14 protein-coding genes and 1 other RNA gene are annotated in these 13,474 nt (G+C 37.4%); 5 read left to right on the plus strand and 10 right to left on the minus strand.

What is annotated here, in order from left to right:
- From AAV98_RS00930 to AAV98_RS00965, 8 genes are all read right to left on the minus strand, one after another.
- Positions 1–270 carry a DUF1292 domain-containing protein gene (locus AAV98_RS00930; RefSeq protein WP_060663676.1) on the minus strand — a complete coding sequence of 90 codons (270 nt, stop codon included), beginning with the start codon at positions 268–270 and terminating at the stop codon, positions 1–3.
- Positions 271–450: 180 nt separating this feature from the next.
- Positions 451–639, minus strand: a non-coding RNA gene (gene ssrS / locus AAV98_RS00935) — 6S RNA.
- Between the two features lie 44 nt (positions 640–683).
- Positions 684–974, minus strand: coding sequence for a DUF6509 family protein (locus tag AAV98_RS00940; protein ID WP_060663677.1), 291 nt, complete (start codon positions 972–974; stop codon positions 684–686).
- Positions 975–990: 16 nt separating this feature from the next.
- Entirely contained in the window at positions 991–2,217 is a 1,227-nt protein-coding gene (locus AAV98_RS00945; RefSeq protein ID WP_082380710.1) for a DEAD/DEAH box helicase, read from the minus strand.
- 126 nt (positions 2,218–2,343) lie between these two features.
- Positions 2,344–2,943 (minus strand): response regulator transcription factor, encoded by a 600-nt coding sequence (locus tag AAV98_RS00950; RefSeq protein ID WP_060663678.1) that lies wholly within the window; start codon positions 2,941–2,943, stop codon positions 2,344–2,346.
- Positions 2,940–4,076, minus strand: a complete 1,137-nt coding sequence (locus AAV98_RS00955) for a sensor histidine kinase (protein ID WP_060663679.1) — start codon at positions 4,074–4,076, stop codon at positions 2,940–2,942. Before AAV98_RS00955 ends, AAV98_RS00950 begins: the two co-directional genes overlap by 4 nt.
- Before the next feature lie 166 nt (positions 4,077–4,242).
- Complete coding sequence (locus AAV98_RS00960; protein WP_060663680.1) at positions 4,243–4,728, minus strand: hypothetical protein; 486 nt, start codon at positions 4,726–4,728, stop codon at positions 4,243–4,245.
- A gap of 163 nt (positions 4,729–4,891) precedes the next feature.
- Positions 4,892–6,112 carry a tetratricopeptide repeat protein gene (locus tag AAV98_RS00965; RefSeq protein ID WP_060663681.1) on the minus strand — a complete coding sequence of 407 codons (1,221 nt, stop codon included), beginning with the start codon at positions 6,110–6,112 and terminating at the stop codon, positions 4,892–4,894.
- A 370-nt stretch (positions 6,113–6,482) separates the two neighbouring features.
- On the opposite strand from AAV98_RS00965, the gene AAV98_RS00970 reads away from it, so the two are divergent.
- The 3 genes from AAV98_RS00970 to cydS are packed head-to-tail and all read left to right on the plus strand — an operon-like array spanning position 6,483 to position 8,964.
- Positions 6,483–7,823 (plus strand): cytochrome ubiquinol oxidase subunit I, encoded by a 1,341-nt coding sequence (locus AAV98_RS00970; protein ID WP_060663682.1) that lies wholly within the window; start codon positions 6,483–6,485, stop codon positions 7,821–7,823.
- Positions 7,824–7,835: 12 nt separating this feature from the next.
- Complete coding sequence (locus AAV98_RS00975) at positions 7,836–8,849, plus strand: cytochrome d ubiquinol oxidase subunit II (protein WP_060663683.1); 1,014 nt, start codon at positions 7,836–7,838, stop codon at positions 8,847–8,849.
- A 13-nt stretch (positions 8,850–8,862) separates the two neighbouring features.
- Positions 8,863–8,964, plus strand: coding sequence for a cytochrome bd oxidase small subunit CydS (gene cydS, locus AAV98_RS20895; RefSeq protein ID WP_442853667.1), 102 nt, complete (start codon positions 8,863–8,865; stop codon positions 8,962–8,964).
- A gap of 46 nt (positions 8,965–9,010) precedes the next feature.
- Here the strand turns inward: cydS and AAV98_RS00980 are convergent, their stop codons facing one another.
- Positions 9,011–9,646: an NUDIX hydrolase gene (locus AAV98_RS00980; protein WP_231687667.1), complete on the minus strand. Its 636-nt coding sequence runs from the start codon at positions 9,644–9,646 to the stop codon at positions 9,011–9,013.
- Between the two features lie 526 nt (positions 9,647–10,172).
- Complete coding sequence (locus tag AAV98_RS00985) at positions 10,173–11,426, minus strand: YeeE/YedE family protein (protein ID WP_060663685.1); 1,254 nt, start codon at positions 11,424–11,426, stop codon at positions 10,173–10,175.
- 232 nt (positions 11,427–11,658) lie between these two features.
- Here AAV98_RS00985 and AAV98_RS00990 point away from each other — a divergent pair, with 232 nt between their 5' ends.
- Both AAV98_RS00990 and AAV98_RS00995 read left to right on the plus strand, forming a co-directional pair.
- Positions 11,659–12,405, plus strand: coding sequence for a helix-turn-helix domain-containing protein (locus AAV98_RS00990; protein ID WP_060663686.1), 747 nt, complete (start codon positions 11,659–11,661; stop codon positions 12,403–12,405).
- A gap of 25 nt (positions 12,406–12,430) precedes the next feature.
- On the plus strand, positions 12,431–13,303 hold the full coding sequence (locus AAV98_RS00995; protein ID WP_060663687.1) for a DUF3307 domain-containing protein: 873 nt from the start codon (positions 12,431–12,433) through the stop codon (positions 13,301–13,303).
- The last annotated feature ends 171 nt before the right edge of the window (positions 13,304–13,474 follow it).

The raw sequence follows: 13,474 nt of genomic DNA on the forward strand, positions 1-13,474 counted from the left end.
TTATTGTTCTTTGTCTACCATCGTTTCGAAAGCTGCTGAAACTTTATTAAATTCTTCGTCTGTTTCAATCTCCGATAATTCACCGTCTTCTTCCACTTTTAAGAAGAAAATATCAACGTCACCAGTTGTGTCTTTTGCAATTTCCTCTACAAAACCTACTGCTACATATACGGAACCTTCCACGTCCATCGTGCCAAGCACCTCAAGCTCTTGTTCCTGATCGTTCTCATCGGTCACAATAAAAATATCTCCTACTTCTATCTGTTCCATTTTTAGATCTCCCTTCGGTTACTTAGTGCTCTTGTAAGTATTTTCCTAGTACTCGCAATTCTATACACTACATAGAACTTACTTATCTTAACACACTGTGTTAGACAATTGGTGTAGCCTTCAAATAAAAACGAGCCTCCACCTTAAAGATGGAAGCTCGTTTTTTAGTGTGTTTTAAAGGAACAAGCCACAACTGCCGTAACTTAGTATAAGAAAGTTTTAAACCACCACTCCTGAAAGTGGGTGTTCGCAAAAACATTCCTGTCGTCCTCTATCCATGGAGGCATGACATTCCTGCTTTTATATAAAACTCCCTAGCTAAGTATAAAGGTTAAAACTTTGTTATGGTTACGTACATCGTAGCTTGTTTCCCTATAGTACAGGAGAACGAGAAAAAATGCAAATGGTTTTAATTATAGTATTGTCTTAAAATGTTCTCCACAGTATGCAAGTACAGCCTGTTCTTCTTCCTCTTCCATTTCGAAATCCAACGCTTTGTTGGTATTTTCTTCATAGAATTGATATTGTGCAACCCTATGTCCATCGCCATCTACGGCAAGGATTACCTTTAAATATACGCCTTGCTCGGAATATAACTCATCTTCTTCATCAATTTGCAAGTCTAGAAAAAATTCATATCTATCTCCCTCGATAATTCCTGTTGGATCTTTAAGTTTTTCCGCCTCATGGCCTTTAATATTCATTGGTTAATCTTCCTTTCTATCTCTTAAAATTCTTGTTAGTAAAATCTTTTTTCTTTGCTTTTTCTTTTCTCGCTTTCGCAATATTAATAGTGCGCTCTTCTTCGTAATCGTCGCGGTCAGGAATACTAATGCCTTTAAAAACGAGCTTCTCAAGTGGCATATCTATTCCTTTTTCGATCATTTGAAGGAAATCCATATCCCTTGGAGCATAAAGGGTATAAGCCTCCCCTGTACCGCTCGCTCGCCCTGTGCGGCCGGTACGATGGATATATGTTTCTAAGTCTTGTGGAATGTCATAATTATAAACATGTGTGACTCCTTCTACATCAAGCCCACGAGCAGCTACATCTGTTGCAACCAGGTATTGAAGTTTAGCGTCACGGAACCATTTCATGGCTCTGTTACGTTTGGATTGTGGAATATCTCCGTGTAAAGCTTCACATTGTATTCCCTCATGTTTTAGAACTTCAGTCAGTTTTTGTACCCTTGCCTTTGTCCGGCAAAAGATTATAGCCAAATAGGGATTGTGTTCTTTGATAAGATGAAGCATCGTACCTTCTTTACGGCGGTCCGTTGTTTCCACCGCATAATGGTTGATTGTTGCTACAGTCACTTGCTTTTCCACAATTTGAATGTGTTTAGGCTGCTTCATATATTTTTGTGCTAAGGAATGGATTTCATTTGGTATGGTTGCAGAAAACAGCATTGTCTGACGAGAAGAAAAGGTTTCTGCAGTGATGGTATCTATGTCTGGTAAAAAACCCATTAATAGCATCTGATCTGCTTCATCAATGACAAGCATGGAGATAGTGGAAAGATCAATTGTTCCTCTTCTCACATGATCTAGTAAGCGTCCAGGTGTTGCCACTATGATATGTTGTGCTCCTTTTAGCTTTTTTAGCTGAGATTGGACATCCTGCCCTCCGTACACGGCAAGAACGTGTAAATCATCTATATTTTCCTTTAAATTTTTTATCTCTTTTGTAATTTGATGGGCAAGTTCCCTTGTTGGAGTCAGTATCAGGGCTTGCGTATCAGGGTTATTCACATCGACTTTTTCTAAAATAGGAAGAATAAAAGCCAATGTTTTTCCCGTGCCGGTCTGCGCCTGTCCAATTACATCATGTCCCTCAAGAACTGTAGGAATGGTTTGTTCTTGTATGGGGGTTGGGGAAGTTATTCCCATGGATTTTAAGGAGTGATTTACTGCCTTACGAACCCCTAACTTAATAAAATCAGTCACTCTTATCACGTCTCTTTTCTAAATATAGCCTTGAAATAGCTTTCATAACTATATCACATATTAAAGTAGAGCATAAACAAAAACCGATCTTCCTCTTAGATCGGTTGTTAAACATTCTATCCAATTTTATTTAAACCAACCTTTTTCCTTGGATTGGGTAATAGCTTCAATTCGGTTTTTCACTTCCAGTTTATCGAGTATAGCGGAAATGTAGTTTCTTACGGTACCTGATTTAATGCTTAATTCATCAGCTATTTCCTGTGTGTTTTTTCCATCTGCCACCAGTTCCAGAACTGCTTTTTCTCTTTCTGTCAGCGGATTTTCTTCTCCGTAGAAATCATCCATCAATTCAGGGGCATAGACGCGTCTTCCTGACATGATGCTTCTAATGGAGTTGGCCAGCTCTTCACTTGGACTGTCTTTTAGTAAGTAACCTGTAACACCTGCTTTTAGAGCTCTTTGGAAATACCCTGTTCTTGCAAATGTGGTCAATATGATTACTTTGCACCCTAATCCTTTTAACTCTTCCGCTGCCTCCAAACCGGTTTTTTCTGGCATCTCAATATCCATGATACATACATCAGGCTTGTGTGTATGGTATAAAGCAACAGCCTCTTCCCCGTTCCCGGCCATTCCGACCACTTCCATATCCTCTTCCAAATCTAGTAATGAACCTAAGGCGCCTAACATCATACGTTGGTCCTCTGCTATTACTATCCTTATCATGCTTTTTCCTCCTGTTCCCTCTGATTGACCATTTTAGGCACCTTGATACGGATGGTAGTTCCCTGTTCCCCACTAATCTCCATCAAGCCATTTACAAATTCCAGTCGCTCCTTAATACCGAGCAGTCCACTGCCTTTTCCTATATCATCCTGCTCTGTCATACCAACCCCGTTGTCTTGGATGATCAGCCTAATTTCGTCGCCTAATTGTTCCATACGGACCATGCATCGGGAAGCTTTACTATGTTTAACTACATTGGTAACCGCTTCTTTCAAACACATACTCAAAATGTTCTCTAAGAACAATGAATTATCCTTTAAAGGTAAATCGTGTTCCAATGTTAGTTCCATTTCTGCAGCGTCAAGTAGTTGTTTTATCCTTACAAACTCCTCTTTTAATCGAATTCCCCTCATTTGAGACACCATTTGTCTCACTTCATTTAACGCTGTCCTTGCTGTTTGTTGGACATCCTTTAGCTCCGCTTTTGCCTGATCAGGGTTTTTATTCATTACCTTCCTAGCCAGATCACTCTTTAAGCCAATTAACGAGAGTTTTTGTCCAAGTGTATCATGCAAGTCTCTTGCAATTCGTTGCCTTTCTTCTTGGATGATAAGTTCCGATATTCTTTTATTGGCTACATCCAACTGCTCTTCTAACTGATCCTGTTTTCGCTTATTGTAAAGATTAAAAGGCAATAAGATTACAGCAATCCAAATAATCACTACAAAAGGGATTTGCTTTAGAAACAACTCGTCTCTCATGACTACATTTATGTTGATTGCTACTGTAGTTGCAATTAGGTGAATGATATACAGCACGATAAAGGCAATCTTATTCTTTATTTTCCCATTATAAAATGCAATATAGAAAGCAAAATAGATGAAATGAAACAAGATGGTCATCGTTATGGAAATCCCTATCAGTAAACAAGTCCATAAATAAACCGGCCACTTATTAGAGATAAACGCAAATCGATAAGCAATAAAAAATAGTATAGTTAAGAAAATACCCACAATAATTTCAGGTGTGGATGATGATTGAAAGATAAAATAAAACGGAAGGATGCTGAATACGCTCCAAATGTATGGAGATATTCCAGAGCCCTTCTGAAACATTAAGTATCTCTTTTTCATAATAGTTAAAACCTCATTTACCTTTAACAAGTCTTGTATCGTTATTATAACAAATAATACTAGGAAAGTTTTGTAAAATACTTACCCACCTCATTTTACTATTATTATAAGACTTGTCATAGTCATACGTGTCATTAGACAATTATGACAAATGTCATATATTTCATTAATTAGGTGGATTCTTACTGAACTTTCTATTCGTTATTAAATTTAACACCGCCATCCCATCGCTTGGACAGCCATTTAAGTGATTAATTGGAAACAATGAAAAGAATAAAAAGTAAAAGGAGAAATAGGTAAACTGATAAAAGAAAATGCTTGGCTCTAAAAAGTCATTTAAGATTAATGTGTTCAAAATGAAAATGGACAAAATATTGAAAAGGGATCCCCCTAAATAAACTAGCACTTTATCAAGTTTAGATGCCTTTTTACTTAACGATATATACTCGCACCATCCATCATAAAAATATAACTTCCTTATGCGAATCGAACCAACCTTGAATAGGATATTACCTGTCCCTATATGTACAATCACCCTACCACCAAAAAGCTTAGCAAAGAAATAATGCCCCATTTCATGAATAATTGTCACGATAGGTAGCACAAGAAAAAAGGAAAGAAAAAACTTCCACAAATCATTTATCCCGAACAATGTAAACACTACCTTTCTTATAAAAAGATTAAATAATGCTTACATACCCTATATTGGTTAATCAAACATAAATTTTTTAAAGATTTAACTAAAACTAATTTACCATTTCTATTTAAAAATCCCACACTAACATTCACAGTGTGAGATTCTCCTTCATTTTCGTTTAATAAGAGGTTTTGGATTTAATATTTTGCAAACAACTGTTAAAAAACTCACTCGCCAACTTGAATTGCTGTTGTTGGTAATAGTACTTTGCTAACATCTCCATATATTTAATCGTGTAACGTTCATTTCCAGCATTCTTAAAATAAGGAATCACTTCTTGTTGAATGTATAGCTCTAACTCTGGATCACTATTCAATAAATAGATATGTGCAGTAAAGTGAAGGATATATTCTTCTAAATCAGACCTCGCAGCCAATCTTAAACCTTGATCTGCCCATTCTTTAGAAAATTCTGTTTGACCCAAAAAGTAATATTCCTCGACTAGCCCTAATATAGAATAGACACTTCTCTCTTCTTCTTTTTTCCTTTTTAATGATTCAAGGTAATAATAGATTGCTTCCTCTGACTGTTTCTGATAAGACTTGATGCAACCAAGATTATGTAGTGCCATCGATTCCAGATATGCATCTTCAATGGTTTCCCCTATATTTTTTGCAGACAGATAATGTTTTTCTGCAAAATCTTGTCGTTTGGAATGGTTAAAGTTGACGCCAAGAATGATATGACACTCAGCAGAACGCTTATTAATAGAGAGACTTTGGTAGAGTGAAAGGGCCTTTTCTGCAAAAAAAATGGATTCAAACGTATCGCAAGTTTTTATTTTTGTTAACGCGACTTGATAATACAATTCTGCTTTATCGATTTCAGAAATATAAGGTAGTTTTTCCGCTAAGGATAGGGCATTATCAAGCGCTAATGTGGATTGTAAAAAGTTATTAGTACGATAATAATAGATACCTAATGTTTTATGGTGTATATATTCAACCGAGGGATCTGTGCTAGTAGGTAAACTTCTAATTTTATTAAATATTGGCTGATATAATTTTCTATCATTATTTAAGATAGAGTATTTAAGTTTCACCACCAGGTAAAGTAAGTTCAGGCTGGGGTCAGACAATAGACTGTCTATATCAAACTCATCGTTTAAGTATTGGAACTTTTCCCTTGCCGCTTTCTTATTTTGGAACACTGTATGATCATAGATTGTGTATAATAGTTCTTCCACTGGTGTATTAAATTTTAGATTCTCTTGAACTTTCATACGATCTTTCTGGCCTTCTGATAATTCATAGGTGCCAACGATTTCTTGATCTAGAATATAGTTCAGAGAGAATGTGTCTCTGGAAAGCCTATTAATATGATTTTTTAAATAGCTCATCAAATACACCCTTTGTGTGAATTATAAGAATATTTTACCACTTTCTTCTACATATTTATACAACATTCTTTTTGTTTCTACGTATTTTCTGTAAATTCTCCATCTTTCCTTTCATCCCTTCCAAAAACCTTTGCGTTTGTTAACTTGAATTACTTTCGCTGTTCGTTGGTTGTCACAAATTAGCCGAATCTTTGCCATAAAGCTGTCATATTCAAGCGCTTTCTCCCTGTTTTGCTTCTTGTTTAAAGGGAATATACTAGTAAGAGAGTTTGCTTGATGTTTATTATGTGAAGTATTGAGCAATCTATTGTATAATAAAAAATGAATCTTGAAGACAGAAATTTTGTGTTAAAAAAGGAGTGGAATTTGGATGTTTGGGTTATTTGAATACGATCCGGTTTTGTTAAGCCGAATTCTAACAGGTATTACATTGGCTGTACACGTTATCTTCGCCACTGTCGGCGTCGGAGTGCCCCTTATGATTGCTTTGGCAGAATGGATGGGGATAAAAAGAAATGATGAGCATTACCGCCTTCTTGCAAGAAGATGGGCCCGTGGATTTGTCATTACCGTGGCAATTGGGGTAGTGACCGGAACCGCTATTGGTTTACAGTTAAGTCTGCTATGGCCAAACTTTATGCAGATGGCTGGGCATGTTATTAGTCTTCCGTTATTCATGGAAACCTTTGCGTTCTTCTTTGAAGCTATTTTTCTAGGAATCTATTTATATACGTGGGACCGATTTAAAAAGAAAATTTATCACTTTTTCATCTTGATTCCTGTAGCACTTGGAGCAATGGCTTCAGGCTTCTTTATCACAACGGTGAATGGCTTTATGAATGCACCTAGAGGATTTGACCTTGAAAACGGTGTGTTAACCAACATTCGTCCATTAGAAGCAATGTTTAATCCTGCAACCCCCACCAAGGTTGCTCACGTTTTATCTTCGGCGTATTTAACAACAGCTTTCGTTTTAGCTGCTATAGCAGCATTCGCAATACTACGAGGCAAGAACCATGTGTATCATAAAAAAGCACTTCATCTTACCATGACAGCAGCTGCAATCTTTGCTATATCCACAGCGATCATCGGTGATTTCTCAGGTAAGTATCTGGCAAAATATCAACCTGAAAAACTTGCAGCAGCAGAATGGCACTTTGAGACTACATCACAAGCTCCGTTAATTGTGGGTGGTGTGCTTCAAGAAGATAATGAAGTAAAATACGCATTGGAAATTCCTTACGCCTTAAGTATTTTGGCTCACGGTAACCCTGATGCGGAAGTAATAGGTTTAGAAGAATTCCCTGAAGAAGAGCTGCCTCCATTAATCGTCCATTACTTTTTCGATACAATGGTCGGAATTGGCATGTTCCTGGCGTTTATATCAATCTTATATGTATTGTTTGCAAAAGTTCGGAAATGGAACGAATGGAACAAGCCTCTGTTGTGGGCAATCGTTGCGGGTGGACCGCTCGCAGTCCTTGCCATTGAGATGGGTTGGTTTTTTGCGGAACTCGGAAGGCAGCCGTGGTTGCTTGTAGGTTATATGACGGTCGAACAAGGGGCCACAACTTCAGAACATGTTGATCTAATGATTGTCCTATTCGTTCTTCTTTACATCGTTCTTCTAACAACATGCGCGACTGTATTACGGAAAATGTTTAAAAATAACCCGGTGGAGAAAGAACTTCACGATAGGGGCATGGAGTAAGGGGGTTGAAGAATGACTTATGAAATAATTGGAATTACTGTTCTGTGGACGTTTTTGTACGGGTATTTAATTGTAGCATCCATTGATTTTGGCGCTGGTTTCTTTAGTTATTATTCCACCATTACAAAGAAAAACCACTTAATTAACAAAGTAATCGTTCGTTACCTCTCCCCTGTTTGGGAGGTAACGAACGTGTTCCTAGTTTTCTTCTTTATAGGAATAGTAGGCTTTTTCCCATCTACTGCCTATTACTATGGAACAACCTTGTTAGTTCCAGGAAGCATCGCCATTGTGCTATTGGCTATACGTGGATCATATTATGCTTTTCATCACTATGGGGAAAAAGGGAACAATTTTTATCAAGCTTTATATGGGGCAACTGGTCTCTTGATTCCTGCTTCTCTTTCTGTTGTGCTTACCATTTCAGAGGGGGGCTTCATTTACAAATATGAAGACTCGGTATGGCTTGATTATGGAGCACTTTTCACTAGTTTCTATTCTTGGGCAGTAGTCATCTTGGCGCTTGTAAGTGTACTCTACATTTCTGCTTATTTCTTAGCATTTTATGCTAAAGCAGCACGAGACGAAAATGCATTTGAAGTATTAAGAAAATATGCATTAAACTGGAGTCTTCCAACCATTCTTGCCAGTGTTCTTGTATTCTTCGCTTTAAGTGACCATAACCCAGAACACTTTGATAATATGTTGGGACTTTCCTGGATGTTCAGTCTTTCGTTTCTCTTTTTCCTAGGAGCGGTTTATCTTATGTGGAAAAAGAAACGCCTTGGTGTAGCTTTTATCTTAGTAATGTTCCAATTTGCAACGGCCTTCTTCGGTTACGGTGCATCTCATATGCCATACTTGCTATATCCGTATTTGACAATCTATGACGGATTTACGAATGAAGCCATGGCTGTAGCATTAATTACGGCTTTCATTGCGGGATTGTTTCTGCTAATCCCTTCATTGTATCTATTAATGCGACTATTCTTATTTGACAACAAGTACGTACAAGGAAAAAAATAAGGAGGTTCTTTACATGGAAAACTTCTTGATTATGTATGCTTCACCATTGATAGTGGCTGCTGGTATCTTTGTTCTATTCTTTTGGGGAGCTAAGGGGAAAGAAAAATATAAATAACATTTAAAAACTGCTTTCCTGAAATGGGGAAAGCAGTTTTTTAGTGTTAAGAAATCTTATTAATAATGGCATTTAATACATCTCTGTAAAAATCATCGCTATGCGGAACAAAATCGGCTTTGTTTACCTTCCATTTACTCGCTGCAATCTTGCCGTCTTTATTTTCAAATAATCCTTCAATTAATATTGTATCTTGATTATCTTTAAACCATAAATTCATAAATTCATCTATAGGAACAAGGTACATTCCACTCACCTCTTCCTGTTGAAGCGTAAACTCATGAAACGGAATCACTCTTTTCAGTAAAAATACATGCGCATGCTCTTTATCAATGAATTCCCCCAATATTTTCTCATATGGAAATATCCCTAGATAATGTAACTCTTCTATCGTTACATTCAAACCTATTTCTTCTTTCACTTCCCTTATCCCATCTTCTATCCTTTCATTATGTAACAGGTGTCCTGCCGCTGTTATATCTAATAGTCCCGGATAGTCTTTTTTAGACTCGCTTCTGAGTTGGAAGTAAAGATAGTTTTTCCCGTCTATTTCAGCAACCAGCCAAAAGTGAAACGTTTCATGCCAATATCCTTTTTTGTGGACCTCTTCTCTTGAAGCGATTCTAACAAATTCCCTTTGTTTGGTGAAAACTTTAAATTGTTCTGGTTCTCCCACGTTCACCTTCAACTCCTTACTGCTACTTATTTATTCTACAAAACTGATTTATTAATGACTTTCTTTAACAATATCTAATTTACCAGCAATCTATCAACCTAAAATTAATTTCATGAATTCAGGAAATAATTTTGATATAACAATATTTTGTTTTTGTAAAATAACACCCACATTGCGAGTAGTTATACTTGTCCATTATACTAAGATAACAATAGCTTGAATGCCGATAATTATTTCCCGATTTATAGTTACATAAAAAAAGCGATCCCATTTAAGGATCGCTTCAGTGTGTAGACAAAGCTAAAAATAGTGAAATTCTCTAGTTGATCGCAGTGGAAGGAGCGAAGACTCCTGCGGGAGGAAAGGACATGGAAGACCCCGCAGGGCGTAGCCCGAGGAGGCTTCCGGACTGCCCGCGGAAAGCGAAGCTCCTGCAACGGAGATCAACTCTTCCAACAGATAACCTAACTAGTTTATAGTTTGTCGACAGTCTGAAGCGATCCCATTTAAGGATCGCTTTTCTTATGTGTTCTTAACATACTGAATCAGTTGGTTTTGGATTTTTTAATCCGAAAAGAGGACGAATAAATAATGCTAACAATGTTCCAAGCATGGCCATGACCATCCATACCCAACCGTGTAAACTGAAGGATGCAATTCCTCCAAAGTATGCTCCTATATTACAACCAAAGGCAAGTCTTGCACCGTAGCCCATTAATAACCCACCAACAATGGAAGCTCCTGCGATGCCAGGTTTAATTTTCTTCGGTTTAAAGGTACCTTGTGCACTGGCTGCAATAAAGGCTACTAAGATGATTCCAAAGTTCATCACACTAGTTGAATCAGCCAACACTGTTTGAGTTAAAGCTTCTCCGTTTGCTCCGCCAAAATATCCCCAACTGGAAACATCTATACCTACCAGCATTAATGCCTTCCCTCCCCAAAGGGCGAATGCAGATGTGATACCCCAAGGATTTCCTCGTACTGCTAATGTAAGAGCGTTAAGAAGTGCTAAGATGATAGCAGCCGCAAATAAAGGCCAAGAACCTCGCACTACCTTTCTCCACCCGGTTGTTGTTGCCAATGGCTTCATGTTTGGCGGGTTTTTTCGCTTTGCTATTTGTACAGTTACCCAGTAAATACCCGCAAACAGTGCCATTTGGACCGACCATCCGCCAAAGTACCCAAGACCAGTAGATTCAGCAATTGAAATAGGCGGAAGTGCAGGGGTATCTTCCATCCAAAACGTAAAGTGATAGGCTCCAATAACAGACCCAACGATGAAAGAAAGTAGCGTTAAGATCATGGAAGAAGAGCCTCCCCCCACCGAGTAAAGGGTACCAGATGCGCATCCACTTCCCAGCTGCATCCCAATACCAAACATGAAAGCACCAACTAACACACTTACTCCTACAGGTGATACATACCCTGTCGGTGTACTACCAGTAAAACTAAAACCTGTGCTTAAAATGATAGCAAACAATGTAGTTGCGACCGCCAGCATCACCATATGCGCCTGCAGTCCCTGTACATTTCCTACAGACATCAAGCGCCTGAATGCAGATGTAAATCCAAAGCGAGCATGCAATAGTGTTACACCGAGCGCCAAGCCAATAATATATAACGTCCCTTGAACCCAATCTGTTGTAGCGACAATTGTTATGAAAAGAATGATGCTTGCTAGTACCCCAATCGTCAAGAAAGGTTTTTGTATAGGATTTAATTTAGCAACAATAGTTGTTGGCTGTTTTTCATATCGGACAGTATTATAAGCTGTTCCCGCCAATTCAATCACACCTTTTCATATTGTTTTTATCGGAATTAATTTGTTGTACAAATGATAACTTCTTTCTAACCTCTTGTAAACCTTTCTGCTTTCATTCTATTTTTCTCTGAAAATTTGACTTTTTCATCTATTTATCTATAATACGATTAATCTATCGAAATCTATGTAAGTTGATTATTTAGTCGAATTGAATTAAACTAATGTGGAATTCTTTTTGGAAGGAGTGAGAAATATGAAGTACCCTATTTCCATTTTTATAATGGATGTGACAAACTCTTCAAAAAATTGGGACGAAATAACAGCCTATTTAGGAGAAATGGAAGGCCTTGTGCGAAGGTGGACAAGAGGACTCCCCCATGCACAGGTTAAACACCGACTAGGAGACGAAATTGTCGGGTTGTTTGATCATTATTCTACTGCATATACAGTTGCATTTTATATAAGCCAAATTTGGAAATACAAAGAACAGCCTCCCTACTTCGGTATCACATTTGGAACAGTTGACTCAAGCTTACAAGAAATTGATTTAGATAAATGGAATCATCCGCTTATGCGTCAGGCTCGGGTAGCTAATGAAAAAATAAAGCACTCCTCCCAACGTTTATCCATGTTATTGCTCCCAGATGATGAATACATGGAGAATACGTCATTAGGAATGGCAAATTTGCTTTTATCCTATCAGCATAAATTTATGAAGGACCAAACCGCCTTGCAGCAATTAATATCAACGCTGTACGCCATCCTTGATGAGCAAAAAGCCATAGCAAGGCTAGTAAATAAGTCGCCTTCTACTATCTCTAGTCACTATAAAAAAGGGAATTGTGAGATAATATTGAATACCTTGTACACGCTTCAAGAAACTTTTGATAAATTAGAATCAACCAGCTTTGGAACCCAACCGCAAAATATTACAAAAGAGTTGACCCAAACGATTAAAAATGAGCTTTATAAGAATATCGATTCAATCATTTCTATATGATTATTTATAGGAAGGAGCGTTGGAAATGATAATCCTTTCCCTTATCTTAGCCCACTTAATGGCCGATTTTTATTTTCAGACAGAGCACATGGTGAAGGAAAAACGGAAATTTTTAAAGCTCCATTTATTTCATCATGCTGCTATCTTTCTTATTCCTCTTCTCGTCATTTACTTCTATCAAGGAAAGGATTTGATGAGAGAGGTCTTGTTGCCTACCATACTTTTAGTGGGAATTCACGGGGGTATTGATTACTTTAAGATCTCTATCCAGGAAAAGACAAGTAAATTAGTACGAAAAAATGCCTGGAATCTTGGCTTATTTATTATAGATCAACTATTTCATGTGATTACTATTTTGGTAGTCTGTTACTTTACATTACAAGTAGATTTAAAGACTACCTTCCATTCTATTCTATTACTACTCCACTTAAAAGAAGGCTTACGACCTGAGATTGGGTTGTTTGAGGGTCTTTTGTTTTTAATCATAATGTTAATACTATGTACCACTGTAACAGGCCATCTTATAAGAATTCTGCTTGGATCACTAACTAAACATATCTCCCTTTTTGAAGGAAAATACACATTGAAAGATCTTGCCGTCAGTTCTAATAGTGAAAAAAATATGTCAGAGGAATATACATATATGGTGATGAAACACCAGGACCTATCGCGTGGAAAAGTGATTGGGTATCTCGAAAGATTGTTAGTAGTAGCATTAATATTGATGGGCTCTTTTTCTGCGGTTGGATTCATTGTTGCAGCAAAGTCACTTACTCGTTTCAAACAGATGGATGACCGCGATTGGGCGGAGTATTTTTTGTTAGGGACACTTACATCCTTCCTATTTGCAATCATTTTCGGAGTGTTGTTGAAGATAGTATTCTTCGGTTCTTACTAGCAAATCATATATAAGGGTTAATAGATTTTTAAAAGATAATAGAAAAAAGGTATATACCCTGTCCGATTCTATCTGAAAGACAATGACTGATTTAAAGGTTTCAGTCATTGTCTTTCAGATTTTAAATGAAAAACAACACTATAAGGACATAGTGCTGTTTTCCTCTGCATT

Source organism: Bacillus sp. CHD6a, assembly GCF_001293645.1.
GTDB lineage: Bacteria > Bacillota > Bacilli > Bacillales > Bacillaceae_I > Sutcliffiella_A.